The following is a 26,429-nucleotide window of genomic DNA, read 5'->3' as shown; positions in this document are numbered from 1 at the left end:
CCTTCGGCCGTTCCGGGGCCCCCGCCCGCCGGCCGGGCCCCGGTCCGCTAGACCGTGCTCGGGGCGGCCTCCGCACCGGTGCCGGTGCCGGTGTCCGCTGCGGTCCTCGCCCGGCGTCCGGCCACGAAGCCGAGGGCCGCGTCGAGCACGAGGAAGACCAGCAGGCTGATCCCGAGCATCGGCACGAACCAGCCGACGACGGCGGTCACCGCGGCCAGCGGCAGCAGCAGGGTCACCGGCAGCTTCCGCCAGGCCCCGCGCGGCTGGGCGCGGCCCACGGACAGCGCGCGGTCCTTCGTCGGCCTGCGCAGCCACCACATCCGGTAACCCCAGAAGACCAGGAACATCACCGCGACGGCGAGCGCGGCCAGCGCGAGCTGGTTGGCGAGGCCGAAGGTCATGCCCATGTGCAGGTCGATGCCGAAGCGGGTCAGCTGGGCGAGCAGGGGATAGTCGGCGAAGCGGAGTTCGTCCATGACGCGGGCGTCGGCGGGGTCGACGGAGACGGCGTCCAGGTGCACCGGCACCAGCTTGTCCTTCTCCTTGACCACGTACCCCTTGCCCTGGGAGGGAAGCGTCACCTGGAGGGACTCGGTGACCCCGGCGGCCCGGGCGGCCTCCACCGCGCGGTCGATGCCGAGGTCCGCGGTGGGAGCGGGCGGCGCCATCTGCGTGCCGTCGGGCATGACGTGCCCCGCGTGCTCGTCGGCGCCGCCGTCCGGGCCGCCGTTCACCGAGGCGGAGACCGCGGGGGTGGCGCCGCCGAGGCGGTCCTGAAGCTGCCCGATGTTCTCGCCCGCGTACCGCGACCAGGTCAGGCCGGTGGCGGAGAGCACCACGAGGCCGGCGACGGCCCAGAGCCCGACGGCGCCGTGCCAGGACAGGGTGCGGCGGCGGCCGGTGGCCTTGCGGTCGGGTACGACCAGTTCGGACGCGCGCTTGCGGCGGCGGCCGATCCACAGGGCGAGGCCGCCGAGGGCGACCACCCACAGCCAGCTCGCGGCGAGTTCGCTGTAGTTCCGGCCGAACTCACCGAGGTGGAGGCTGGAGTGGAACTCGCTCAGCCAGGCCCGCAGCGGCAGCGCGTCACCCACGGTGGTGAGCTGCCCGCGCACCTCGGCCGTATACGGGTCGATGAAAACGGTCAGGGTCTCGCCCTCGGGCAGACCCGGGCTCTCCATGATCACGCGGGTGGTCGCCTCGGCGTCGGGCGCGGGCCAGACGGACACGACCTCCCCCCGGGGCGCGGCGTCCCGGGCCGCGGCGACCTGGGCGCTGAGGGCCAGCGGGGTGTCGCCGACGCGGTCGACGGTCAGCTCGTCGGCGTAGACGATCGCCTCGGCCTGCCAGGAGGCGGCGTAGAGCAGCCCGGTGGCGGCGGCCACGAACAGCAGCGGGGCGATGAGCAGGCCCGCGTAGAAGTGCGTGCGCAGGAGCAGCGGGCGCAGGGCGGCCCAGCCGCTGCCGGGGCGCCTGCGCGCGGCGTCGGCGGTGGCGGACTCGGTGGCGGTGGCGGACTCGGTGGCGGTGGCGGACTCGGTGGTGCTGCCGGTGGTGGCGCTGCCGGTGGTTCTGCCGGCGGCGGGGTCGGCGTCCGGGGTGCGGACGTCCTGAACCTCTTCAAGGGACATGGGGGTCCTAGGTGGTGGCGGAGACATGGGGAAACCGGCCCCAGGTCTCGCCCTCCGCCGGCGCGGGGCCGGGAGGTGCGCCGGTCAGGCGCGGGCAGGACGGCCGGGGGCCGCGGTACGCAAGGCCCGGATCCCCGGCGGCCCGCGCCGGACCACGGTGTGGGCGTGTACGGCTCCGCGCAGGCGGCGCGGTCGTATGGCCGCGGGGCGCGGCGCGGGCGGAGCCGGCACCGGCACCACCCGTGTCCGCACCAGCGCGACCGCGCGGGCGAGCGGCCGGGCGGTGTGCAGCGCGGCGGAGCCCAGGACGCGGGCCAGCCGGAACACGGCCGCCTCGCCCCGGGCCAGCCAGAGGGCGCAGAACAGCCCGGCGAGCACGTGCGCGGCCAGCATCCCGGCCCCGCCGTGCCCGGCCATCGCGACCACGCCGGCGACGGCGTCGATCGCGCCCGGGCCGTCGATCGCGCCCGGACCGGCGGCGGAGCCCCTGTGCGCCGCGCCCGCCATGTCCGCCATGCCCGCCATGTCCGCCATGCCGTCCGCAGAGCCGGCGCCGGCCACGCCGGCCGCCCCGTGGTGGCCGTGACCGCGGCCATGGGGCGCGGTCGCGGGCGGTGTCCGTGCGGCCTGGGCGGCGGTGAAGGCGAGGTGCAGGACCCCTTGCAGGGCGAGGAGCGAGGCGGTGATCCCCAGCGGGCCCCGCCGCCGCCCGGCCCCGAGCCAGGCCAGTCCGGCGGTCGCGCCGAAGGCCCCGAGGAGCCCCGCGAGCGGCACGTCCGCACCGGACATGTGCGCGTGCCCCACCGCGCCGAGGGCCACGCACACCGCCGCGAACAGCGCGGCTCGGGTGGCGCGCATCGGCGCGGGGTTCTCTGACATGGCCGGGCCATGTTCCCATGTCGTGCGCAGGGTTATGACAGTGGAGACGCAGGTTCCGTGTCAGTAGGTGCGCCTACGCTCCTGTCCATGCACATGGATGATCTTGCCTGGCAGGCGAGGAACTTCGGGGGGCTTGCACCGCGAACCGTGAACCTGCTGTTGGAGCACGGGCACCTTGAACAGGTGATCCAGGCCGCGGTGGAGCGCGGCGAGTGGTTCTGCGCGGACGGCGCGGTGAAGGAGCTGTGCCGGACAGGGGAATTCGAGCGGGCGCTGACGATCATCGAGCCATTCGCCGTGACCGGGTGGCCGACCGCCCTGTGGGCGAAGGCCGACATCCTGCTCGCGGCAGGACGGTCGCAAGAAGCGTTGGATCTGGCCTGTCCGGACCCAGCCGACGGGACCTCGAAGCACGAGGTCCACGACTTCGCCGGGCTGCTCGCCAAGGCAGGCCGCGTAGACGAGGCTGTCGAGCTGCTCGTCCCATACATCGACGGATGGTGGACCCTGTCCGTCCTGGTGGAGATCACCGAAGGCCGGGACCGTGACGAGCAGGTGCTGGAACTCATCGCCCCGCACGCCGACAGCGCACGCCACGCTCAGGGCGCACAGCGGTGGAACCATTCGTTCCCCAACGCGCAGGAACTGCAGGCCCAGGTGCTGGAGCGCGCGGGCCGTCCCGACGAAGCGATCCGGATCCTCGGTCAGGACATAGCCGCACACCGCTACCTCACCCAGAACACGCTCACGGCCTACGCCGAACTCCTCGCACGTCATCGTCGGCTCGAAGACCTGCGCGAGCTGGCCACCGGGCAGAACGCACACACGGTCCTGGGTGTCTACACCGACGCCCTTCGCGAGCGCGGCAGGGCCGATGAGGCCGAGACCGTGATGCGCGAGGCCATCGCCGCCGACGACTGGGTCGGGTACCGGGCCTGGCTCTCCGCGACCTTGCTGCAGGACGGCCGGCTGGACGACGCGATCGCCGTAGCCGAACCCGGATTCGGCTGGAGCGACTGCTCCAACCTCCTGGCGCCCTTGGCCCACTCGCTTCTCCACCACCCCGAAAAGCTGCTGTACCTGCTGGAGCACCCCAGTGTCGTACCCCACCACGACCACGAGGACTTCCGGCACTGGTGGCGGTCCCTGGCCCTGGCTGACGCCGGCCGGGTCGACGAAGCGATCGCCTTCGCCGAGGCACACCCGGACCCGTGGAGCGACCCCCGTATCGTCAAGGCCAACCTTCTCAGCGCGGCCGGCCACCTCGACGCCGCCGCTGCCGAACTGCGAGACCTCGGCACGATTGAGGCACGCAAGGAACTATGCGAGGTTCTGGTCCGGCAAGGGCTCGCGGCCGCGGCCATCGCCATCCACCCCACCGCGGCCGAACAGCAAGCTGTGCAACTGAACCCCGAGCCCCCCTCCCTGGACGAAAACGGGTACTCCTTGGAGCCCCCCTTCTAGGACGAGCGTCCCCGCTGACACAACTCTGCGCGCCACTGACATCTGCTCTGCGCACGACATCCCACGGGGCCCGGTGATGCTCGCGCGAGGGAGGTATCCGATCATGGAAGGGTGAATCCATTGCCATGGCCGTCGCCCCTGAGCACGGTGTACGCGGCCGGTGTCCAGCTCGGGGCGTACGCCGTGGAGCGCAGGGGGCCGGCCGCGCGGGAACAGCTGCTGCGCGGCTGCTCGACCAACGTCGACAACCTCGACGCCGGCCGCTGGGAAACGCTGCTGACCAGCGCCTTCGTGGTCGAGGAACCGATGCCCCTGCCGTACGCGCTGCTGCTCGTCGCCGTCCTGGGGTACGCCGAGTACGCGTACGGGGCCTGGTGGACCGCCGGGGTGTTCCTGCTCGGGCACGCCTCGGCGACGCTGCTCGTGTACGGCGTCCTGCGCAGGACGGCCGGACCGCCGACCCGGCGGGCCCTGGACGTGGGGACCAGCTACGGCTTCAACGCCGTCCTCGGGGCGCTGACCTCGGCCCTGCCGCGCGGGGCGGTGCGCACGGCGGCCCGGGCGGGGCTCCTGGTGCTCGGCGCGGCCCCGGTGGTCAAGCGGGGGCGGACCTTCACCGACGCCGGGCACCTGGCGGCGCTCGGGGTGGGGATCGGGATCTCCCTGGCCGTCGATTGTCTTTCCGCGCCGAGTCGTCGGAAAATTGCCCGAACCGCATGACACGAGTAACCCAGACCCTTCGCACCCCGCGCCGCTCATACCGCCCGCATCCCTCGCAGACCGCTGGAGCCGACACGATGACCGCCACCCCCTCCACCACCGTCGCCAACTTCCGCGACCTCGGCGGCACCCCGCTCTCCGGCGGCCGCACCGTCCGTCCCGGCCTGCTCCTGCGCTCCGGCCAGCTCGACCGGCTCGACCTCGGCGCCGACCCGGTGGTGGCCGCGCTGGGTCTGCGCACGGTCATCGACTTCCGCACCGATGCCGAGCGCGCCGACCATCCGGACCGCCTCCCGGCCGGTGCCCGGCTGCTGGTCGGCGACGTGCTCGCGGACAAGGTGAACTCCGGCGAGATGCCCGCCGCCGCGCAGCTCAAGGACCTGCTGTCCGACCCGGTGGTCGCCGAGGAGCACCTGGGCGGCGGCAAGGCGCAGGCCCTGTTCGGGGACGTCTACCGGTCCTTCGTGCGCTCCGGGTCCGCGCAGGCCGCGTACCGGATGCTGCTCACCGAGGCGGCCGACCCCGCGTCCGGCCCCCTCCTCTTCCACTGCACGGCGGGCAAGGACCGCACCGGCTGGGGCGCGACGGTGATCCTGTCGCTGCTCGGCGCGGACGACGACACCCTGATGGCCGAGTACCTTTCGGTGAACCCGGCGGTCAAGCGGGCCTTCGCCCCGATGATCGAGGGATTCACGGCGGCGGGCGGCGACCCGGACATCGCGCTCGCGCTGATCGGGGTCTTCCCCTCGTACCTGGAGGCCGCGGTGAACGAGGTCGAGACGCGCTACGGCTCCATGGAGAAGTACGTGCGCGAGGGCCTCGGCGTCTCCGACGAGACGGTCGAGGCCCTGCGGGCCCGCCTGGTGGCCTGACGGCCGGTCCGCCCCGGCGCCCCGGCGTACGCCACCCGGCCCAGCGCGGCCGCCGCGGTGCGCGACCCCCGGAGGGCCCGAACGTGTGCGCTGGGGGCGGGTGACCATCCGACGATTCGCTCGTTCTGCTGAACGTGACTGCGCCGGATACCGCCACCCGCCCCCTGTCTCCCGACGTCGAACAGGCCGAGGCCGCCATCGTCGAGCACTACCCGCGGCTGGTGCGGCTCGCCTACCTGGTGCTGCCGCCCGCCCTGGGCCGCAACCGGCGGGTGCTCACCGCCCATTCGCTCACCCAGCGGGCACTGCCCCGGGGCCGGCGGGAGACGACGGCCGCCGCCCGCGGCGGTGTCCCGGGCCAGCGCGGCGGCGGCATGGCGGACTCCGGTTACGCGTACGTACGGCTGCGCGTGCTGCGCGCCGCCCTGGAGGCCGGGGTTCCGCTGACCTTCCGCGCGTTCCCCCGGCGCGCGCAGCTGCCGCCGGCCCTCCCCCAGGTGTGGGGGCTGCGGCTGTTCCCCCGCTCGGGCGGGGCCGAGGAACTCGCCCTCGACCAGTGGCTGGCCACCCTCGGCGGGCCCGGCCGGGCCGCCTGCGTGCTGCGCGCCCTGGAGCGGCTGTCGGAGCCCGAGGTGCTCCGGGTGCTGGACGACGCCGGGGTCGCCGACCCGGCCGCCGCCGTCGCGGAGTCCGGTGACGCGGCGAACGACGCGCTGTTCGCCTCCCCCGAGTTCGACCCGTGCGTCCTCCAGGCCCGGCCCACCGACCTGCTGCGCCGGCGCCGGCTCACCCGGGCCGCCCTCGCCGCCGGGGCCGCCCTCGCCGTCTGCGGGGCGCTGCTCGCGCTGCCCGGCGGGGGCTGGGGGTCGGACGGGCCCGCCGCGCCGCCGTACGCGCTGAACGCCGCGGCCGAGCAGGCCCTGGACCCCGGCAAGCTGGTCCGGGCCGCGCCGACGCTGTGGCGGACGTCCTCCCGTACGGGCTTCTCCACCTGGCCGGCGCGCGGCGACCGCGCCGGTGACGCGGAGCTGCTGCGCCGGGCCCTGGCCGTGTGGGCCCGGCCGGGGTCCTCGGTGGTCGTCTCGGCCACCCCCGGCACCCCCACCGGGCCCGCGATGGGACCGGCCCAGCTGCTGTACGCGGGCGCCGTCGACCAGGCGGTGGTGGTCCTGCTGTACGACGGCCTGCGCGTGGTCCGGTACGCCGAACCGCGCGCCGGGACCACCGGCGCCGCCCTCGACTTCGCCCGGACCGACGGGGCGTCGGCGGACACCGCGGCGGCCCTGGTGCTGAGCCGGGTCGACAGCAACGTCCGCTATCTCACCGCCCCCTGGGTCACCGGGGCGGCGCTGCGGGACCTGCTGAAGGCGGGCGCGGCCCCGGCGGCCCTGAAACTGACCCCGCAGGGGGTGACCCCGCCGGTCGCCGGTCCCGCGCCCGGGGGCAACTGCACCGGCTGGAACGCGCTGGCCCTGACCGGCGCGGGCGCCACCCGGCTGATCACCGACCTCGGCGAACTGACCCCGGCCCGGCTGACGTCGGGCGCTCCGGGCGCCGAGCGCGACGTGACGGAGGCGGCGGAGCTCGGGGACTGGCAGCGGATCGCCTGCCTGCTGCCGTCCGTGCGCTCGCACGGGGTCCGTACGGTCAACGCCTGGACGTACGCCAAGCAGCCGCTCCCCGAGGGCGGTGGGACGGCGGCCTGGCTGTGCACCCGGGCCGAGACCTGGCAGGGCGCGGCGGACCGGGTCCAGGCGCAGTTCCTGGCCCCCGGCGCCCCGCTGGCCGCGCAGGCGGCCCGGGCGGAGGGGACCGCGGCGTGCGGGCCCCGGGAGCCCCGGGTGCTGGCGGGCGTGCTGTGGCAGTCGCGGGCGGGGCAGTGGTACGTACTCGCCGCGGGCAGCGCGCAGTTCGCCTCCCTGTCGGCGTCGGGCGGCGGGGTCAGCGGTTCGGCGAACGGCAACCGGCTGGCGGTCAAGGCGCCGGCCGGGGCACAGGTGGACCTGTCGGGCAAGCTCACGGACGGATCGAAGGCGGAGTCGCTGCGCTGATCCCGCGGGCGGCCCCGCCGTCGCGGCGGGGCCGCGTCAGGAAGTGCGTGCAGAGGGGTTCTCCTGGCTCCTACCCATCAGTACATTGACGCCATGTCTAATACGCCGCCCGCGCCCGCCCCCGTGGCGTCGGAACACATAGACCTCAAGCCCCGGAACGTGTCCTTCGGCTGGGAGGACACCCCGCTGCACTGGCTGCCCCGGGACCCCTTCGCCGGGCACATGATCAACGTGCTGCACCTGCTGCTCCCCGCGGGCGAGCGGTGGTTCGTCCACGTCTACAAGCAGGTGCTGCCGTACATCGAGGACGAGCGGCTGCGCGCGGACGTGATCGGCTTCATCGGCCAGGAGGCCATGCACGCCGCCGCCCACGACGACGTGCTGCCCCACCTGAAGCGCCTGGGTCTGGACCCGACCCCGTACACGGCCCAGGTGGACTGGCTCTTCGAGAAGCTCCTCGGCGACCGGACCCTGCCCCCGGGCCGGGCGCGGCGGTGGTGGCTGATGGAACGGGTCGCGATGATCGCGGCGATCGAGCACTACACGGCGTTCCTGGGCGACTGGGTGCTGAACGCGGACGAGCTGGACCGGCGGGGCGCCGATCCGACCATGCTGGACCTGCTGCGCTGGCACGGCGCGGAGGAGGTCGAGCACCGCTCGGTGGCCTTCGACCTGTTCATGCACGTGGACGGCAACTACCGCCGCCGGGCGCGGACCTGGGCGACGGCGTTCTCGGCCCTGGTCTTCCTGTGGCAGCGCGGGGTCCGCTTCTTCATGGAGAACGACCCCTCCCTCGTGAACGGCAGGGCCTCGCTGGGGCAGTTCCTCCGCGCCGGGCAGCAGGGCGTCCTGCCCTCCACGGGGGCGATGCTCAAGTCGATCCCCACCTACCTCTCCCGTACCTACCACCCCTCGCAGGAGGGCTCGACCGCGCAGGCGACCGCCTACCTGGCCACCTCCCCCGGCGCGAACGGCGGCGGCGCCGCATGAGGCGCGCCCTCGTGCTCACCGTCGCGGCGGGCGCCGCCTGGGCGGCCCGGCGCGCTCTGGGCCGGCGCATCGGGAACTCGCCGCTGTGGCCCCTGCCGGCCCTGGAGACCCCGGTCTCCGGCCACTCCCCGCGCCGGGCGCTGCGCGCGCTGGTCGTCTCCCGCACGGAGCCGGCCGAGGGGGTCCTGCACCTGGTCCTGGAATCGCCGGAGCTGCCCGCCTGGGCGCCGGGCGCGCACGTGGACGTCACGCTGCCGTCCGGGCTGGTCCGCCAGTACTCCCTGTGCGGGGACCCGGCGGAGAGCGGCCGGTACACGATCGCGGTCCGGCTCGTCGAGGACGGCCGCGGCGGCTCCCGGGAGGCGCACGCGCGGCTGGTCGAGGGCGCCGAGCTGGAACTGCGGCCGCCCCGCAACCGGTTCGAGCTGGTCCCGGCCGGTGCGTACGTGTTCGTCGCGGGCGGCATCGGCATCACGCCGATCCTGCCGATGCTCCGCGCGGCCACCGCCGCGGGCGCCGACTGGACCCTCCTGTACGGGGGCCGCTCGCGCGCCTCGATGCCCTTCCTGGCCGACCTCGCGGCGTACGGCGACCGGGTCTCCCTCTTCCCCCAGGACGAGGCGGGCCTCCCCGACCTGGCCCCGCTCGCCGCGGCCGGGCCCGGCACCCTGATCTACTGCTGCGGCCCGGAACCGCTGATGGACGCCGTGGTCGCGGCGGCCACCGATCCCGCGGCGGTGCGTCTGGAGCGCTTCGGCGCGGCGGCGGCGACGGGCCCGGCCCGGCCCTTCACCGTCGAGCTGCGCCGCTCGGGGCGCACCGTCGAGGTCGGCGCGGACGAGAGCGCCCTGGCCGCGGTCCGCCGGGAGCTGCCCGGCACCCCGTACTCCTGCGAGCAGGGGTTCTGTGGCACCTGCCAGCACCGGGTCCTGGCGGGCACGGTCGAGCACCGCGACACCCTCCTCACCGACCAGGAGCGGGACGACTCGATGCTGCTGTGCGTCTCCCGCGCGCGCGGCGACCGCCTGGTGCTGGATCTGTAGTGGCGGCGGCGTGACCCCGGCCGTCCGCCCCCGGCCGTCCGCCCCCGGCCGGGAACCGCGGGGGCTCCGCGGCGACCGGAGAAGTTAGGGTGGCGGCATGACAACCGGGGTGCGGCGCAGGATGGGTGTCGAGGAGCGGCGGCAACAGCTGATCGGGGTTGCCCTGGAGCTGTTCAGCAACCGGTCGCCCGACGATGTGTCGATCGACGAGATAGCGGCGGCGGCCGGGATATCGCGGCCGCTCGTCTACCACTACTTTCCCGGCAAGTTGAGCCTGTACGAGGCCGCGCTGCGGCGTGCGGCCGACGAGCTGGCGCTGCGGTTCGTGGAGCCCCGGGAAGGCCCGCTCGGGGCCCGGCTGCTGCGGGTCATGGGACGGTTCTTCTCGTTCGTCGACGAACACGGCCCCGGTTTCTCGGCGTTGATGCGGGGCGGTCCGGCCGCCGGGAGCAGCCGGGCCAACGCCATGATCGACGAGGTGCGGCAGGCGGCGTACGAGCAGATCCTCGCGCACCTGGACGTCTCCGAGCCGCCGGCGCGGCTGCAGCTGGTCGTGCGCTCGTGGGTGTCGCTCGCCGAGTCCACCGCGCTGATCTGGCTGGACGGCCGGAAGATCCCGCGGGGCGAGCTGGAGCTGCAGCTGGTGCACGACTTCGCGGCGCTGGCCGCGGTGAGCGCCGCGTACGACGCGGAGATGGCGGGGATCCTCGTACGGATCCTGGCGGACGAGCCGGCCGACGGGACGTTCGGGGAGCTGGTCGGGCGGCTCGGCGGGCTGATGGCGGGCCCGGCCCCTGACCCGCAGCCCGGCGCGGCGTCCGGCGGGTCCGGCACGGCGTAGGCCGCGGGGACCGGACGGCACGGCCCGCGGCGGGCCTGCGGGAGGCTCCTGCGGCGGCCCGGACGGGCGTCCGCCCGTACCCGGGGCGGGACTTGCGGCGGTGTGCCCGGCGGGGTGCCTGTTCCGCGGTGATCACCGCAGTGGCGATAATGCCCCGTGATCATTGACGACGGGATCTTGTTCCGGCCGGCCGCGGAGAAGGACGCCGCCACCCTGGTGCAGCTGTACGACCAGGCTGCCCGGTGGATGCAGAAGCACGGGATCCAGCAGTGGAAGCCCGGCGAGAAGGACGCCGCGCACTTCGTGGCGAAGATGCGCGAGGGCGAGGTGTGGCTCGCCGGGGACAGCGACGGGCGGATCGTCGGCGGGTACGAGCTGTGGTGGTCCGACGAGGAGGCCTGGGGGGTCCAGCCGCCCGTCGCGGGCTACGTGCACCGGCTGATGGTGGAACGTCAGGCGGCGCCCGCCGGAGCCGGGCGCCGCATGCTCGAACACGCCGAACGGCGGATCGCCCGGTCCGGGCTGGCCCGCGCGCGGCTGGACTGCGTCTCCACCAACCCCCGGCTGCTCGCGTACTACCGGGGCGCGGGCTACCGGGTGGTCGGGGAGTTCCCCCACAAGGAGGCGAAGGACGGCAGTGTCTACGGGGTGATCCTGCTGGAGAAGCGGCTGGACCGGCTCACCGTCGTGTGAGCCCCGGGTGCCTCCGGCCGGGGAGGCACCCGGGGTGCGTCACCGCCGCGCGGCGTCGCGGGTGAAGACGGCGACCGTGCGGGCCGGGGTGCGGAACTCCCCCGTCGCCGCGTCGTAGGAGGCCCGGCGGACCGTGGCGTCAAAGCCGGCGGCCTGGACCGGGTGCAGGGCGTACGCGCCGCCCGCGAGGTCGGGGACGCGCGGGGACTGGTCGGCCGGGGTGGCGTTGAAGACCACCACCAGGTCTCCCAGGGTCATCGTGATCACGCCGGGGGTCTCGTCCTTGCCCGAGAGCGGGAAGGCCAGCTGCGCCTGGACGGCCTCCGGGGTGGTGAGGGCGAAGGCCCGTTCCGTCGTACGGATGCGCTGGAGGTCGCGGAAGGCCGCGGCGGTTCCGGTGATGTCGGCGCAGGTGGGGGCGGGCAGGGTCAGCAGCGGCTTGGCGTACGTCCACTTGGAGGCGTTGTCGGCGGCCGGGGGCAGGCCGCGGCCGGAGCCGTTGCCGTCGCGGCAGTCCCAGTGGACGGCGTTGAACCAGTCGCCGCTGTCGTAGGAGTTGCGGTCCAGGGACTTGGAACGGAGCAGGTCGGAGCCCGCCTGGGAGAGGGACGGTCCCTGTGAGAGGGTGGCCGTCGCCATGGCCAGGACCTGCATGCGGGCCTTGTCGGCGGGGCTGGTGGCGGGCGGGAGCTTGTACGTGAGGGCGTCCGCGAGGGTCTCGTTGTCGTGGGCGTCCGCGTAGGCGAGGGCGTCGCCGGGGGCGGCCGCGTATCCGGCCGGGGAGCCGTTGTAGTCCACCTCGGAGCCCTTGGTGCGGCGGCCGGAGGTGTCGGTGAAGGCGTACGAGGCGAGGTTCCCCGACAGGCCGACCTTGATCAGGTCCTGGGCGTGCAGCAGCCGGGCCCTCTGCTCGGCGGGGGTGCCGTTGGCCGGGGAGCCGTTCGGCTCGGTGAACAGGCCCGAGGCGAAGCCCTGCACACGCGGGTCCTCGTCGAAGGGACCGCCGCCGCGGACCGCGTCGCGGGCCCGGTCGGAGAAGGTGGCGATGCCGGTACCGGCCATGTTCTTCTGGCTCGCCTGGACGAAGCGGGCGTCGTCGGCGACCTCGCCGAAGTTCCAGCCCTCCCCGTAGAGCACGATCTTCTTTCCGTCGACCCCGTCCTTGGCGGGGGTCAGGGCGTCCAGGGCGGCGCGGACGGCCAGGATGTTGGCCTTGGGGTGGTGTGCCATCAGGTCGAAGCGGAAGCCGTCGACCTTGTACTCCTTGGCCCAGGTGACGACCGAGTCGACGACCAGGCGGCCCATCATCGCGTGCTCGGGCGCGGTGTTGGAGCAGCAGGTGGAGTTGGCGACGGCGCCGTCGGGCAGCAGCCGCTGGTAGTAGCCGGGGACGACGCGGTCGAGGACCGACGTGTCGGACTGCCCGGAGGCGACGGTGTGGTTGTAGACCACGTCCATGACGGTGCGCAGTCCGGCCCCGTTCAGGGACTGGACCATCCTGCGGAACTCGGTGGTGCGGGCCGTGCCGTTCGGGTCGCTGGCGTAGCTGCCCTCGGGGACGGTGTAGTGCAGCGGGTCGTAGCCCCAGTTGTAGGCGTCCTTGGCGGCCGCGGCGGCCACACAGGTCTGCTGCTGGTCGGAGTCGGGGGCGTAGACCTTCAGGTCGCAGGCCGGTTCGGTGCGGCCGGCCGGCTTCTCGGGGATGGTGCCGATGTCGAAGGCGGGCAGGAGGTGGACGTAGGAGGTGCCGGAGGCGGCCAGGTCGCGCAGGTGGCGCATGCCGGCCGATGCGGTGTCGGTGAACGCCAGGTACTGGCCGGGGTGGGTGCTGGTGCGGTCGGCGACGGAGAAGTCGCGGACGTGCAGCTCCTGGATCTGGGCGGTGGTGAAGGGGACGGGCGCGGGCTTGCGCAGGTCCCGCCAGCCGGGCGGGGCGAGCTTCGGGTCGGCGAGGTCGACGGCCAGGCTGTGCGTCGAGTCGGCGGTCAGGGCGGTGGAGTAGGGGTCGGTGACCAGGTTGCGGACCACCTGACGGACGCTGGGGGCCCATACGGTGACGGCGTAGCGGTAGGGCTTGCCGGCCCAGTTGCGCTCGCCGCGGACCGACCAGACGCCGGTGGCGTCGTCGCGGCGCATGGGGACCGTGCGGCCGTCGAGTTCGAGGGCGACCTCGCGGGCGGTGGGGGCCCAGACGGAGAGGGTGGGGCGGCCGTCCTTGAAGACGGGGCCGAGGGCGGCGCCGGTCGCGTACAGGTCGTCGAGGACGCCGGCGAGCTGGACGCCGGTGGCGGCGAGGACGGCGCCGTTCGCGGCGCGGGCACTCGCGACGAGCTGGCCGCGCAGGGCTTCGCGGACCCGGTCGCGGTCGCGGGGGTCGACGGTGTACGCGGCGTACGCGGCCAGGTGCGGGAACTTCTGCTTCTGGGCGGCGGTGAGCTCGGACCGGGTCAGGCGCAGCCGGGCGGCGCCGGCCTCCTGGAGGGTGCCGTCCCGCGCGGTGATCCGGCCCTCGCGGGAGGCGAGGAGCTGGACGGAGGCGGCGGCCGCGGGGGCGTTCCAGGCGACGGTGTCGCGGTCGATCCAGACGGCCTCGGCCTTGGCGAGGTCGAGGGCGGCGGCGGAGCCGGCGGGCTGCGGGAGGAGGTACTTCTCGTGGCCGCCGAGCATCCAGACCTCGTGGCCGGTGGCCTTCAGGTCGAGGGACCGGTCGGTGGGGAGGTCCTTCTCGTCGCCCTTGTGGAGGATGTAGCTCAGGCTGGTGGCGCCGGCGGCGAGGGGGACCTCGTAGACCGCGCCGTAGGAGTCGGTGCGGACGGGCAGCAGCGGCTTGGACCAGTCGGTGGGGGTCGCGGCGCCGGTCCAGACGTGCAGGCCCCAGCCGTCGTAGGCGCCGTCGGGGCGCTGGTAGTGCAGGACGGCCTTGGCGGTGTCCTGCGGCGGGTAGGCGGGGCGTTCGGTGCGGACGGCCTCCTTGCCCTGTTCCAGCCAGACCTCACCGGTCTTGGTGACGTCGAGGGTGCGGTCGGCGACGACGTCCTTGGTGCCGTCCTTGTCGATGACGAGGTAGTTGACGGCGGAGGCGCCGGGCCTCAGCTTGACGTACGCGAAGGCGCCGTAGGCGTCGCGGCCGGTGAAGGGGTGGCCCTCGGGCCAGGGGGTCGTCTCGCCCTCGGCGACGTCGCCCCAGGCGTAGAGCCGCCAGTTCGTGTAGTCGCCGTCGGGCCGGTTGTAGTGGACGACGGCGTAGTCGCGCTGGGTCGCGGTCGGCACCTCGACGGGCGGGACCTGCCCGGCGACGGACGCGGCCGTCGCGCTCGCGGTGCGGCCGGCGGAGTCCACGACGACCGCCTTGTAGCGCAGGGCGGTGCCGGGGGCGGCCTCGACGTGCTGGGTGACCTTGTACGGGGCGTGGTCGGCGGAGCCGAGGACCTGCCACTTCCCGGTGCCGGTCTGTGCGGCGAACACGACCCGGTTCAGGCCGCCGCCGGTGACGTCGGCGCTCAGCTCGACGGTGCCGGCCGCGCCGGGGGCGGGGGCCTTGAGGGTGAGGGCGGGCTTGACGGCGGGCCGGGCCGGGGGCGCGGCGGCCTGGAGGACGACCGAGCCGTAGGCGGGCACGGTGACGGCGAGCTTGCCGGCTGCGGAGGCGCGGACCGTGGCGGAACCCCCGTACAGGGTGCGGTACCGCGCTCCGGCCGGGGCGTCGAGCTCGACGGTACGGGGCGCGGCGGCGTTGTTCGCGGCGACCAGGTACTCGGTCCGGCTGCGGGGGTCGGTGCGGGCGAAGGCGTAGACGGAGCCGTCGGCCAGGCGCTCGCTCTGGACGCCGTCGCGCAGGGCCGGGTGGGCCTTCGTCAGCTTCGAGAGAGCACTGATCTGCCGGTAGAGCGGGTGTCCCGGATCGTAGGCGTCGCTCGCGTGGGTGCGGTCGGTGCCCAGCTGGTCGTCGTCGAGGTAGTCGGCGGCCTGCGAGGCGAAGAGCGGCTGGCGGGCGTCCTTGTCGCCGCCCGCGCCCGTGAAGCCCTGCTCGTCGCCGGAGTAGACGACCGGGTTGCCCCGGGAGAGGAACATCAGCTCGTTGGCGAGCCGGTAGCGGTCCAGGAGCTCCTGCTCTCCCGCCCCCGGCCGGTCCTGCGTGAGGAAGGTGCCGAAGCGGCCCATGTCGTGGTTGCCGAGGAAGGTGACCTGCTCGTAGGCGTTGGCCTTGTCGGTGGTGTACCGGTAGTCGTCGGCCAGTACGGAGCCCAGCCGGCCGGCGCCCGCGCCCTGGGAGGCGTACGCGCGGATCGCGTCCTGGAGCGGGAAGTCGAGGGTGGAGTCGAGGCGGCCGCGCGTCACGTACGGGGAGGTGACGGCGGTGTCGGCGGAGTACACCTCGCCGAACATGAAGAAGTCGTCGCGGCCGCGCTTGGCCGCGTAGGCGTCGAGGGCGGTCGCCCACTGGGTCCAGAAGCCGGTGTTGACGTGCTTGACCGTGTCGATGCGGAAGCCGTCGATGTCGAAGTCCCGGACCCACTTCTCGTAGATCTTCTCCATCCCCTCGACGACCTCGGGACGCTCGGTCCACAGGTCGTCGAGCCCGAAGAAGTCGCCCTGCTCGGAGGACTCGCCCGCGAAGGTGGAGTCACCCCGGTTGTGGTACATCCGCGGGTCGTTGAGCCAGGACGGCACCTTGAGGTTCTTCTTCGCGTCGGGCACGAAGGGCGTCCGGGGGAAGGAGTCCGGTCCGGTCTTCGGGAACTTCCGCCCGCCGGCCGCGTAGTCGGCGTCGTCGAACGGCACCCCGTCCTCGGTGAGGTAGGGGAAGGCGCCCTTCGACAGGTAGGAGTACGAGGCTTCCCGGTAGTCGACGACGTCGGCGGTGTGGTTGGTGATGACGTCGAAGAAGACCTTCATCCCCTTGCCGTGCGCCTTGTCGATGAGCCGCTCCAAGTCGGCGTTGGTCCCGAAGTGCGGGTCGACCTGGGTGAAGTCGGTGATCCAGTAACCGTGGTAGCCGGCCGAGACGTCGTCGCCCTTGCCCTGCACCGGCTGGTTCTTGAAGATCGGCGCGAGCCAGATGGCCGTGGTGCCGAGGCCCTTGACGTAGTCGAGCCGCTCCGTCAGCCCTTTGAGGTCGCCGCCCTGGTAGAAGCCCTTGTCCGTCGGGTCCAGGCCGGTCTGGAGCCGGGAGCCGGTCAGGCCGCCCCGGTCGTTTCGCGGGTCGCCGTTGGCGAAGCGGTCCGGGAGCACGAAGTAGAACTGCTCGCGGGTCAGGTCGTGCCGGGCGGGCTCGGCGGCCAGTTTCGCGTCCGAGGGCGGGGCCGGGGGCCGCGCCGGGGCGGCGGCGGCCGGGAGGGCGGGCAGGAGCGTCACGGCCAGAGCGGCGGCGAGGACTCCTGCGGCGGGGCGTATCAAGGCGTTTCTCCTTGGGTACGGGGATGAGGGCCGCCCGGCCCGTGGCAGGGTCGGGTGGTGCCGGGCGGCCCTGGTCTGTGGGGCGGCGGTCAGCCGCGCCAGGTGTCGGTCAGCGCGACCTTGCCGGTCGCGGGGACGGTGGCGGTCCGGTTGGCCCCGCTCTCCCAGGTGACGTTCCCGGCGGCGTCCTTGCGGACGTACTTGTACGCGAGGACCGTTCCGGGCGGGAGCGGGACGTCGAGCTTCCAGACGGGGTAGGCCGCCGGGTCGAGGCGCAGGGCGCCGCCGGTGTTCCAGTTGCCGAGTTCGGCGCGGTCGCCGGTGACGTACACGCTCTGGCCGGGCACGGTCGTGGCGGTGACGGCGAAGGAGGCCCCGGTGGCGGTGGCGGGCGGCGGGGTGGTGCCGCCGGAGCAGGTGCGGGCGTTCACGTGGAGGGCGACGGCGGTGCCGGCGCCGAGGGTGGCGGTGAACTGGCCGGAGCCGCCCACGGTGACGGTGCGGCCGCTCTGCACGTCGCAGTAGTCGCCGGCCGGCAGGGAGGTCTGGAAGGTGCGCGTCAGGGCCGAGCCCTCGTGGTTGATCGCCACGTACGCCTTGGAGCCGCGGCCGAAGGCGATCTGGTCGCCGCCGTTGTCCCACCAGTGGGTGACGGCCTGGCCGCGGGCCGCGTTGCGGAAGGCGACCATGGAGGAGATCTCCCGCCAGGCGTGCTGGCACTTCCAGCCGTCGGCGTAACAGGCGTTCACCGCGCCGCCGTTGGGGGGCCCGGCGTCCTTGTCGGTCCACTCGTAGCCGGAGTGCACGTCCGGGGAGCCGTAGGGCCAGGCCAGCATGAAGACGTTGGCGAGGGTGTAGGCGGAGCCGTTCTTGTAACTGAGGGTGTCGCCGCCGCGCTCGGTGTCGTGGTTGTCGACGAAGACGCCGGACTTCCCGCCGGTCATGTACCCCCAGGGCTCGCCGAAGTTTTTCAGGTGGGCCAGGTTCTCGGACTGGAAGACCCGTTTCAGGTCGCGGGCGTAGCGGAACTCCTGCACGTCGCCGTTGCCGAGGTATTCGGCCGGTCCGACGGCCTCGCCCGCCCCGAAGATGGCCTCCTGCTTCCAGTAGGCCCCGGGGTTGGTCAGCCGGGACTTGATGTCGGCGAGGTCGGCGGAGGGCATGTGCTTGGCGGCGTCGATGCGGAAGCCGTCGACCCCGAGGGAGAGCAGGTCGTTCAGGTACCCGGCGATGCGGCCCCGCACGTACGCCTCGCCGGTGTCGAGGTCGGCCAGCTGCACCAGCTCGCAGTTCTGGACGTTGCCGCGGTCCTGGTAGTTCGAGATCGTCGCCCGGCAGTCGTCCATGTCGGCGCCGGAGTAGAGGCCGGGGTAGCCGTACTTCGTGTACGAACTCCCGCCGGTCCCGGTGCCGTCGGAGGCGGCCATGTGGTTGATGACGGAGTCCGCGACGACCTTGACGCCCGCCGCGTGGCAGGTGTCGACCATCCGCTTGAAGGCGGTGCGGTCACCGAGCCGCCCGGCGATCTTGTAACTGACGGGCTGGTACGAGGTCCACCACTGGGGGCCCTGGATGTGCTCCTGGGGAGGCGAGACCTGGACGAAGCCGTAGCCGGCCGGACCGAGGCTGTCGGTGCAGGCCGCGGCCACCGAGTCGAACTTCCACTCGAAGAGGACGGCGGTGACGTCGCGTTCCCCGGGGGCGGCGGCCGTGGCCGGGGCGGCGGGTGCGACGAGGGTGGCGGCCGCGACGGCCAGGACCGCGAGGGCGGCTCTGCGGTGGGGGGTTTGCGTACGGCGTCGGACGCGGGTGCGGGGCATGCGGGTGCCTCCTGGCGAAAGAGGTGGGGATGGCAGCGACCGTAGGGCGCACGCCCACACGCTGCAAGACTTTGCGCAAGAGATTGCAGAATTGTTTCCGGCGGGTAGCGCGCTGCGACGCCACGGCGCCGCATCGCGCGCGACCGGCCGCGTCGCCGAAGGGAGTTGTCGGCGGCGCCTGCGACCCTGCCGACATGGAGAGCGACATGGAGAGCAGCGTGGAGAGCAGCGTGGGGATGACCCTGCAACTGACCGTCGACTGCGCGGACCCGCGGCGCATGGTGGCCTTCTGGGCCGAAGCCCTGGGCTACACCCCAGAGCCGCCGCCCGGCGGGCACACCACCTGGCGTGCCTACTGGCAGGACCTGGGGGTGCCCCCGGAGGAGCTGCCCGACGGCGCCGGCGAGACCCCGGAGTCGATCGTCGACCCGGACGGCCGCAACCCGCGGATCTGGTTCCAGCAGGTCCCCGAGCCGAAGAACGGCAAGAACCGCCTCCACCTCGACCTGAAGGTCGGCGGCGGGCGCGACGTGGCCATCGGGGTCCGGACCGAGCGGGTCACCCGCACGGTGACCCGCCTCACCGCGGCCGGCGCGACCGTCCTGCGGATCATGGACGAACCGGACATGCCGTACTACGCCGTCGTGCTCCAGGACCCCGAGGGCAACGAGTTCTGCGTGGTCTGAGCCGCGCCGCCCGCCGGACCACCCACCGGGCCATCAGCCGGGCCACCCACCGGATCATCAGCCGGGCCCGGGGCCTGGGCCGTCGAGCCGCGGACCACCAGCTCCGGCTGGAACACGTACTCCGTGCGCTCGACGGGGGTGCCGCCCACCGCCTCCAGCAGCGCGCCCACGGCCGCCGTCGCCATCGCGCGCACCGGCTGGCGCACCGTCGTCAGCGGCGGATCCGTGAACGCGATCAGCGGCGAGTCGTCGAAGCCGACCACCGACACGTCCTCCGGCACCCGCAGCCCCCGCTCGCGCGCCGCCCGCACGACGCCCAGGGCCATCATGTCGCTCGCGCACACCACACCCGTACAGCCCCGGTCCAGCAGGGCGTTGCCCGCGGCGTGACCGCCCTCGACCGTGAACAGCGTGCGCTGGACCAGGCCCTCGGCGTCCGCGCCCGGCAGCGCCGCCAGGAACCCCTGCTCCTTGCGCGCCGACGGCACGTACCGCGTCGGTCCGATCGCCAGACCGATCCGCCGGTGCCCGAGGTCCTCCAGGTGCCGGACCGCCATGTCGGCCGCCGCCCGGTCGTCCGGGGACACGAAGGGCGCGCTGATCCGCTCGTTGAAGCCGTTGACGAGCACGAACGGCACCCCCCGCGCCGCCAGCCGGCGGTAGCGCGAGGGGTCGGCCGCCGAGTCCGCGTGGAGCCCCGACAGGAACACGATGCCCGTGACGCCGCGCTCCTCCAGCTGCTCCACCAGCTCGTCCTCGGTGGCCCCGCCCGGCGTCTGCGTGCACAGCACCGGCGTGTACCCGTGCCCGGCCAGCGCCTGCTCGATGACCTGGGCGAACGCCGGGAAGATCGGGTTGGTCAGCTCCGGGATGAGCAGCCCGACCAGCCCGTTGCTCCGGCGCTTGAGCCGCACCGGCCGCTCGTAGCCCAGCAGGTCGAGCGCGGCCAGCACCTTGTGCCGGGTGCCGGCCGCCACGCCCGACTTGCCGTTGAGCACCCGGCTCACCGTCGCCTCGCTGACCTCGGCCTGCGCGGCGATGTCGGTGAGCCGCAGCGGGGACGTCACCCCAGCCACCACACCGCGCTGTCGGCCGGGAGGACGTCCGGGTCGCCCGGTGCGGCGCTGGCCAGCAGCACCGCACCGGGCGCGGGCAGCCGTACGGGCGCGCCCGTGGTGTTCACCGCGCACACGAACGCCCCGCGCCGGAACGCCAGGACGCCGGCGGGCGCCTCCAGCCACTCCACCGCGTCGCCCGCGCCCAGTTCGGCCCGCTCGCGGCGGATCCGCAGCGCCGCCCGGTACAGCTCCAGCGTGGACGCCGGGTCCCCGCTCTGCGCCTCGACGCTCAGGCCCGCCCACTCGGCCGGCTGCGGCAGCCAGCTGCCGCCGTCGCCGAATCCGTACGGGGCCTGCGTGCCGGACCACGGGATCGGCACCCGGCAGCCGTCGCGGAGCCCGTCCTGCCCGTTCGCCTTGAAGAACGAGGGGTCCTGGCGCACCTCGTCGGGCAGGTCGAGGACCTCGGGCAGCCCCAGCTCCTCGCCCTGGTAGACGTACGCCGACCCGGGCAGCGCCAGCATCAGCAGCGCGGCCGCCCGCGCCCGCGCCAGACCCCGCTCCCCGCCCCCGTACCGCGTCACGTGCCGCACCACGTCGTGATTGGACAGCACCCACGTCGTCGGAGCACCCACCGGCCGCATCGCGTCGAGCGATTCGTCGATGGCGCCGCGCAGCGCCTCGGCGTCCCAGCCGGTGTTCAGATAGTGGAAGTTGAACGCCTGGTGCAGCTCGTCGGGGCGCAGGTAGAGCGCCGTGCGGTCGGCACTGGGCGTCCACGCCTCGGCGACGCCGATGCGGTCCCCGGCGTACTCGTCCAGCACGGTCCGCCAGGAGCGGTAGATCTCGTGGACCCCGTCCTGGTCGAAGAAGGGCAGTACCTGGTTGCCGAGCAGCTTGAGCTGCTCGTCGCGGCCGAGGTCGGGCAGGCCGGGGGCCTTGACCAGGCCGTGGGCGACGTCGATGCGGAAGCCGTCGGTTCCGAGGTCGAGCCAGAACCGCAGGATGGACCGGAACTCGTCCTGGACCGCGGGGTGGTCCCAGTTGAAGTCGGGCTGCTCGGGGGCGAAGAGGTGCAGGTACCACTCCCCGTCCGCGACCCGGGTCCAGGCGGGCCCGCCGAAGATGGACTCCCAGTCGTTGGGGGGCTCGGAGCCGTCCGCGCCCCGCCCCGGGCGGAAGTGGAACCGCTCGCGCAGCGGGGTGCCGGGGCCCTCGCGCAGCGCCTGCTTGAACCATTCGTGCTGGTCGGAGCAGTGGTTGGGGACGAGGTCGACGATGATGCGCAGGCCCAGGCCGTGGGCCTCGCGGATCACGGCGTCGGCGTCGTGCAGGGTGCCGAACATCGGGTCGATGGCCCGGTAGTCGGCGACGTCGTAGCCCGCGTCGGCCTGCGGGGAGGCGTAGAACGGGCTGAGCCACACGGCGTCGACGCCGAGTTCCTTCAGGTAGGGCAGGCGGCGGCGGATGCCTTCGAGGTCCCCCATGCCGTCCCCGTCGGAGTCGGCGAAGCTGCGCGGATAGACCTGGTAGATCACCGCTTCTCTCCACCATCCGGGCCGGGTGCCGGAGGGGGTGGGAAGTGCGTCGGCGAGGTGCTGGGTCATGTCGTCCTTGAAGAGATCGGGCCGGTGATGCGGAGGCAGGCGGGTGGTCAGCCCTTGGTGGCGCCTGCCGTCATCCCGGCGACGAGGTGACGCTGGGCGAAGACGAAGAAGATCGCCGCGGGGATGGCGATGAGGACCGAGGCGGCGCTCATCGCACCCCAGTTGGAGGTGTACTGCGTGACGAAGGTCTGCAGGCCGCCGGCCAGGGTGAGGTTCTCCTCGCCGACCATGAAGGCGGAGGCGTACGCGACCTCGCCCCAGGCGGTGATGAAGGCGTAGAAGCCGGTGACGGCGAGGCCGGGCTTGGCCAGCGGCAGGATCAGCCGCCAGAAGGTGCCGAAGGGGTTGAGCCCGTCGACGCGGCCGGACTCGTCGATCTCGATCGGGATCGTGTCGAAGAAGCCCTTCATCATCCAGGCGCAGAACGGCACGGCGATGGTGAGGTAGGTGATGATCAGGCCGACGGGCTGGTTGAGCAGTCCGAGGTCGCCCATCAGGTTGTAGAGCGGGACGATCAGGATCGCCATCGGGAACATCTGCGTGATCAGCAGGGTCCACATCAGCGGCTTCATTCCGGGGAACTTGAAGCGGCTGACCGCGTAGCCGGTGGTGGCGGCGATGAACACGCCGAGGACCGTGGTGACGCCGGCGACCAGGACGGAGTTCGCGAACCAGCTGAGGAAGTGGCTCGACTCCAGCAGGTACGTGTAGTTGCCGAGGGTCGGCTCCTTCACGAAGTCCGTGGTGATCGCGTGCCGCGCCGGCTTGAGCGAGGTCAGCAGGATCCACAGCACCGGGAAGACGGCGATCACGGACGCGGCGAGCAGGGTCGCGTGGAGGCCGACGGAGGCGAGCGGGGCGCGGCGGCCCCGAGTGCGGGTGGTCATGGTCACCACACCTCTCCCTGCTTGCGCAGCGAGCGCCGGTAGACCAGCGCGAAGATCATGAGCAGGGCCAGGATCAGCACGCCCCACGTCGCGGAGGCGGCGAAGTCGCGCGGGCTGGTGATGAAGGCCTCGCGGAAGGCCTGGGTGACCAGGATCTCGGTGGAGTCGCCCGGTCCGCCCCGGGTGAGCAGGAAGATCACCGGGAACATGTTGAAGGTCCAGATGGTGGAGAGCAGGATCACCGTCATGCTCACCGCGCGCAGGCCGGGCAGCGTGATGTGGCGGAACCGCTGCCAGGGGCGGGCGCCGTCCATCTCGGCGGCCTCGTAGAGCTCCCCGGGGATGGACTGCATCCCGCCGAGCAGGGCGACCATCATGAAGGGGACGCCGAGCCAGACGTTGACGGTGATGACCGCGAACTTGGCCCAGGTCGGGTCGTCGAGCCACGGGACGGCGGAGATGCCGCCGCCGTCGAGGATCTTGTTGAGGATGCCGTTGTCGCGGTTGAAGAGGAACCGCCAGGCGAAGACGGAGACGAAGCCTGGCACGGCCCAGGGCAGGATGAGCGCCATCCGGTAGGCGGCGCGGCCCTTGAAGTCCCGGTTGAGCATGGTGGCCAGGGCCAGGCCGAGCGTGAAGGTGATGGACACGCAGGCGACGGTCCACACCACCGTCCACACCAGCCGCTGCAGGAACACCGGGTCGCTGAGCACGGCCGCGTAGTTGTCGAGGCCGACGAACTCGTACGTGGCCTCGATGTGGCGGACGCCGATCGTCCGGGAGACGTTGCGCTCGTTGGCGTCGGTCAGCGACAGGTAGACGCCGCGGACCAGCGGCCAGCCGATGATCACGCCGAGTACGAGCACCACCGGGGTGACCATCGCCCAGGCGTACCAGTGGGTGGCGAGGGCGCGCCGCAGCCCGCCACGGCCTCCGGTCCTGTTCCCGCTGTCAGTCCTGCGGCTCGGGCCGCGGGCGACGTCGCCGTGCTCGACGTCGTCACCCGCGGCCTTCGCCACCGACTGGCTGGTGTGAGCAGCCATATCAGTCGGCCTGCCTTCGCGTCAGCTGCGAGTTGAACACATCGCGTCCCTGTCTCATCGTGAATGCAACTGAAGTGGTCGAATCCGACCTGTTCCGGATCTTTCGAAGAATGCGGCATGCCGGCGGCATAAACTTTCCCCCGTGAAGCTCCGTTACAACTTCCGGGTATATCCGAACCGCCTGCAGCGCAGTGCGTTGGCCCAGGCTTTCGGGTGCGCCCGGGTCGTTTGGAACGACTGCCTTCGCGCTCGCAACACCGCGCACGAGGCAGGGCTTCCGTATGTGAAGTCGGCGGACCTGTCCAAGCAGTACATCACCCGGGCGAAACGCACCCCGGAACGGTCCTGGCTCGCCGATGTTTCGGCGGTGGCGCTCCAACAGTCCTTGCGGGACCTGGACACCGCGTTCACGAACTTCTTCACTTCGGCCAGAAGCACGTCGAAGGGCCGGAAGGTCTCTCCGCCCAGGTACAAGTCCGGGAAGGATTCCCGGCAGTCGATCCGCTTGACCCGTAACGCCTTCTCGCTCACCGACGACAGTCGCCTCTACGTGCCCAAGGTCGGAGACCTGAAGGTGAAATGGTCCAGGTCGCTGCCCGCGGCACCCACATCCCTCACCGTGGTCAAAGATTCCGCGGGGCGGTACTTCGCCAGCTTCGTGGTGGACACCGAACCCGAGATCCTTCCCGGAGCAGGGGCCGAAGTCGGCCTCGATCTCGGGCTGACCTACTTCGCCATGCTCTCCGACGGCACCAGGATTTCCTCCCCGAGATTTCTTCGCCGAGCGGAGAAGAAACTGCGGCGTTCGCAGCGGGACCTTTCGCGAAAGGACAAGGGATCGAAGAACTACGCGAGAGCCCGTATCGGGCTTGCCCGGCAGCACGCCCGGGTCACCGATCAACGCCGGGACTGGCACCACAAGGTCTCCACCCGCATCATCCGCGACAACCAAGCGGTGTACGTGGAAGACCTCGCCGTTTCCGCCCTGGCGCGAACGAGGCTGGCCAAGTCCGTCCATGACGCCGGCTGGGGCGCGTTCGTGTCCATGCTGGAGTACAAGGCCGCCAAGCACGGCAGGCACTTCGGCATGATCGGCCGCTTCGTGCCTACATCCCGACGGTGCTCGGCGTGCGGACATATCGACGGACCCAAACCCCTTCATGTTCGCGACTGGACCTGCCCCCGGTGCGGGGCTGCCCACGAGCGCGACGAGAACGCCGCGATCAACACCCTGGCCGCCGGGCGGGCGGACAGGCTAAACGCCTGCGGAGCGCCGGTAGGACCGGGAGTGATCCCGGCACAGCGCGGTGAAACAGGAAGCCACCGCGTCGGCCCCCCGGCCGCACCCGGAGTCCCCGGCCGCAGAGCGGCCGGGGGGTACGTCAATTCCAGCCCTTGAGGATCTTGCGGAACTCGGCGCCGGCCGTCTTGGCCGCCTCCTCCGGGGTGGAAGCCCCGGTGATCGCCTTGGTGTACTCGACCTTCAGCGGCTCGAAGAGGGAGCCGTTCTCCGGGATCCAGGCGCGCTCGACGGCCTTGTCGACGGCCGGCTTGAAGAACTGGACCATCTCGCTGCCCTTGACGTCCGGCTGCTCGTAGGCGGCCGTGCGGGTGGGGAGCAGGCTCAGCTCCTTCGCGGACTGGACCTGGACCTCCTCGGAGGTCATGTACGCCACGAAGGCGTGTGCGGCGGCGGTGTTCTTGGAGCCGGCGTAGACCGCGAGGTCGTGGCCGCCCTGCGGGGAGCCCGCCTTGACCGAGCCGGCCGGGACCGGGGCGACGCCGAGGTTGGCCTTGTCCTTGAACTGGTCGCCCGCGTAGGTGTCGGCGACGGCCCAGGGGCCGTTGATCATCATCGCGGCCTCCCCGGACTTGAAGGCGGTCTGCATGTTCGTCCAGCCGTCGGTGGCGTTGGTGAGCGCCGCCCCGGAGGAGACCAGGTCGCGTGCGGCCTTGAACGCCTTGACGCCCGCCGCGTTGTCGACCGTGACCGTCTTGTTCTTGGCGTCGACCAGGTCGCCGCCCTCGCCGTAGATCAGCGGGAGGAACCAGTAGGAGTCGTCGCCGCGCAGGTAGAGGCCGGCCTTGCCGGTCTTGGCCTTGATGGCGGCGGCGGCGGTCTTGACCTCCTCCAGCGTGGTGGGGGGCTGGACGCCGGCGTCGGCGAGCATCTTCTTGTTGTAGAAGAGGCCGAGGGTGTCGATGACCTGCGGCACCGCGTAGGTCTTGCCCTCGTACTTGCCGCTGGCGGCGGCGGCCGGCAGGAACTCGGCGTCGACCTTCTTGACGGTCTCGGCCGGAACCTCGTCCAGGTACTGGAGGGAGGCGAAGTCGGCGACCCAGCCGACGTCGGCGCGGATCACGTCGGGGGCGTCGGAGCCGCTGCTGAACGCGTTCTTGACCTTGTTCTGCGCGTCGCCGTACGGGACATTGACGTACTTGACGGTGACCTTGGGGTGCTTCGCCGTGAACGCCTCGGCGATCTTCTGGAAGCTGGCCTTCTCGGCTTCGTTCGAGGTGTCCCACCACGTGACCGTGCCGGAGAGCTCCCCGCCCGCGTTGTCGCCGGCCGCATCCTTGCCGTCCGATGCGTCCCCGCCGCAAGCCGTCGCCGCGAGTGCCAGGGCCGCGACCAGCGCGGTGGCCGCTATGCCACGCCGCATATGAACTCCTTCGATGATCCCGGCCGCGTCCTCGCGGTCCCGAGTTGCCAGGAACGTAACAAGCCCGCAAGAAGTCCGAAAGAG

Annotated in this window: 19 protein-coding genes; 10 read left to right on the top strand and 9 right to left on the bottom strand. The window is 72.7% G+C overall.

Annotated features, from left to right (window positions below; translation table 11 throughout):
- Nucleotides 1-47 precede the first annotated feature (47 nt).
- Both ABT106_RS13010 and ABT106_RS13005 read right to left on the bottom strand, forming a co-directional pair.
- On the bottom strand, nt 48-1,631 hold the full coding sequence (locus ABT106_RS13010; protein WP_351276001.1) for a PepSY-associated TM helix domain-containing protein: 1,584 nt from the start codon (nt 1,629-1,631) through the stop codon (nt 48-50).
- An 84-nt stretch (nt 1,632-1,715) separates the two neighbouring features.
- Nucleotides 1,716-2,510, bottom strand: coding sequence for a hypothetical protein (locus ABT106_RS13005; RefSeq protein ID WP_351275999.1), 795 nt, complete (start codon nt 2,508-2,510; stop codon nt 1,716-1,718).
- A gap of 87 nt (nt 2,511-2,597) precedes the next feature.
- Here ABT106_RS13005 and ABT106_RS13000 point away from each other — a divergent pair, with 87 nt between their 5' ends.
- From ABT106_RS13000 to ABT106_RS12965, 8 genes are all read left to right on the top strand, one after another.
- Nucleotides 2,598-3,974: a tetratricopeptide repeat protein gene (locus ABT106_RS13000; protein WP_351275997.1), complete on the top strand. Its 1,377-nt coding sequence runs from the start codon at nt 2,598-2,600 to the stop codon at nt 3,972-3,974.
- A gap of 111 nt (nt 3,975-4,085) precedes the next feature.
- Entirely contained in the window at nt 4,086-4,694 is a 609-nt protein-coding gene (locus ABT106_RS12995; RefSeq protein WP_351275995.1) for a rhomboid-like protein, read from the top strand.
- A 77-nt stretch (nt 4,695-4,771) separates the two neighbouring features.
- Nucleotides 4,772-5,566, top strand: coding sequence for a tyrosine-protein phosphatase (locus ABT106_RS12990; RefSeq protein WP_351275993.1), 795 nt, complete (start codon nt 4,772-4,774; stop codon nt 5,564-5,566).
- A 134-nt stretch (nt 5,567-5,700) separates the two neighbouring features.
- On the top strand, nt 5,701-7,617 hold the full coding sequence (locus ABT106_RS12985; protein ID WP_502979339.1) for a hypothetical protein: 1,917 nt from the start codon (nt 5,701-5,703) through the stop codon (nt 7,615-7,617).
- 93 nt (nt 7,618-7,710) lie between these two features.
- Nucleotides 7,711-8,607, top strand: coding sequence for a metal-dependent hydrolase (locus ABT106_RS12980; protein WP_351275991.1), 897 nt, complete (start codon nt 7,711-7,713; stop codon nt 8,605-8,607).
- The gene (locus ABT106_RS12975; RefSeq protein WP_351275989.1) at nt 8,604-9,650 is read left to right on the top strand and encodes a PDR/VanB family oxidoreductase; all 1,047 of its coding nucleotides are present in this window, start codon (nt 8,604-8,606) and stop codon (nt 9,648-9,650) included. The genes ABT106_RS12980 and ABT106_RS12975 overlap by 4 nt, the downstream gene beginning before the upstream one ends.
- A gap of 97 nt (nt 9,651-9,747) precedes the next feature.
- Nucleotides 9,748-10,491, top strand: a complete 744-nt coding sequence (locus ABT106_RS12970; protein ID WP_351275987.1) for a TetR/AcrR family transcriptional regulator — start codon at nt 9,748-9,750, stop codon at nt 10,489-10,491.
- Between the two features lie 156 nt (nt 10,492-10,647).
- Entirely contained in the window at nt 10,648-11,184 is a 537-nt protein-coding gene (locus ABT106_RS12965) for a GNAT family N-acetyltransferase (RefSeq protein ID WP_351275985.1), read from the top strand.
- A 39-nt stretch (nt 11,185-11,223) separates the two neighbouring features.
- On the opposite strand, the gene pulA is transcribed toward ABT106_RS12965, so the two are convergent.
- Together pulA and ABT106_RS12955 are read right to left on the bottom strand one after the other, a co-directional pair.
- Nucleotides 11,224-16,581, bottom strand: coding sequence for a pullulanase-type alpha-1,6-glucosidase (gene pulA / locus ABT106_RS12960; protein WP_351275983.1), 5,358 nt, complete (start codon nt 16,579-16,581; stop codon nt 11,224-11,226).
- Nucleotides 16,582-16,670: 89 nt separating this feature from the next.
- Nucleotides 16,671-18,401, bottom strand: a complete 1,731-nt coding sequence (locus ABT106_RS12955) for a carbohydrate-binding module family 20 domain-containing protein (RefSeq protein ID WP_351275981.1) — start codon at nt 18,399-18,401, stop codon at nt 16,671-16,673.
- Nucleotides 18,402-18,631: 230 nt separating this feature from the next.
- Between ABT106_RS12955 and ABT106_RS12950 the strand changes: the two genes are divergently transcribed.
- The gene (locus ABT106_RS12950) at nt 18,632-19,087 is read left to right on the top strand and encodes a VOC family protein (protein ID WP_502979340.1); all 456 of its coding nucleotides are present in this window, start codon (nt 18,632-18,634) and stop codon (nt 19,085-19,087) included.
- On the opposite strand, the gene ABT106_RS12945 is transcribed toward ABT106_RS12950, so the two are convergent.
- The 4 genes from ABT106_RS12945 to ABT106_RS12930 are packed head-to-tail and all read right to left on the bottom strand — an operon-like array spanning nt 19,036 to nt 23,682.
- Nucleotides 19,036-20,163, bottom strand: a complete 1,128-nt coding sequence (locus tag ABT106_RS12945; RefSeq protein ID WP_351275977.1) for a LacI family DNA-binding transcriptional regulator — start codon at nt 20,161-20,163, stop codon at nt 19,036-19,038. The genes ABT106_RS12950 and ABT106_RS12945 overlap by 52 nt on opposite strands.
- Nucleotides 20,151-21,752 carry a glycoside hydrolase family 13 protein gene (locus ABT106_RS12940; protein ID WP_351275975.1) on the bottom strand — a complete coding sequence of 534 codons (1,602 nt, stop codon included), beginning with the start codon at nt 21,750-21,752 and terminating at the stop codon, nt 20,151-20,153. The genes ABT106_RS12945 and ABT106_RS12940 overlap by 13 nt, the downstream gene beginning before the upstream one ends.
- Before the next feature lie 47 nt (nt 21,753-21,799).
- Nucleotides 21,800-22,639: a sugar ABC transporter permease gene (locus tag ABT106_RS12935; RefSeq protein WP_351275973.1), complete on the bottom strand. Its 840-nt coding sequence runs from the start codon at nt 22,637-22,639 to the stop codon at nt 21,800-21,802.
- 2 nt (nt 22,640-22,641) lie between these two features.
- Nucleotides 22,642-23,682 carry a carbohydrate ABC transporter permease gene (locus tag ABT106_RS12930; RefSeq protein ID WP_351275971.1) on the bottom strand — a complete coding sequence of 347 codons (1,041 nt, stop codon included), beginning with the start codon at nt 23,680-23,682 and terminating at the stop codon, nt 22,642-22,644.
- Between the two features lie 142 nt (nt 23,683-23,824).
- Here ABT106_RS12930 and ABT106_RS12925 point away from each other — a divergent pair, with 142 nt between their 5' ends.
- Complete coding sequence (locus tag ABT106_RS12925; protein ID WP_351275969.1) at nt 23,825-25,081, top strand: RNA-guided endonuclease InsQ/TnpB family protein; 1,257 nt, start codon at nt 23,825-23,827, stop codon at nt 25,079-25,081.
- Here ABT106_RS12925 and ABT106_RS12920 read toward each other — a convergent pair.
- Entirely contained in the window at nt 25,065-26,345 is a 1,281-nt protein-coding gene (locus tag ABT106_RS12920) for an extracellular solute-binding protein (protein ID WP_351275967.1), read from the bottom strand. The two genes, ABT106_RS12925 and ABT106_RS12920, sit on opposite strands and share 17 nt — an antisense overlap.
- Nucleotides 26,346-26,429 lie beyond the last annotated feature (84 nt).

It is taken from the genome of Streptomyces sp. NPDC002044, from assembly GCF_040296725.1.
GTDB lineage: Bacteria > Actinomycetota > Actinomycetes > Streptomycetales > Streptomycetaceae > Streptomyces > Streptomyces antarcticus.
The sequence above is the reverse complement of the archived record's forward strand: the minus strand, read 5'-3'. Positions and strand labels throughout refer to the sequence as shown.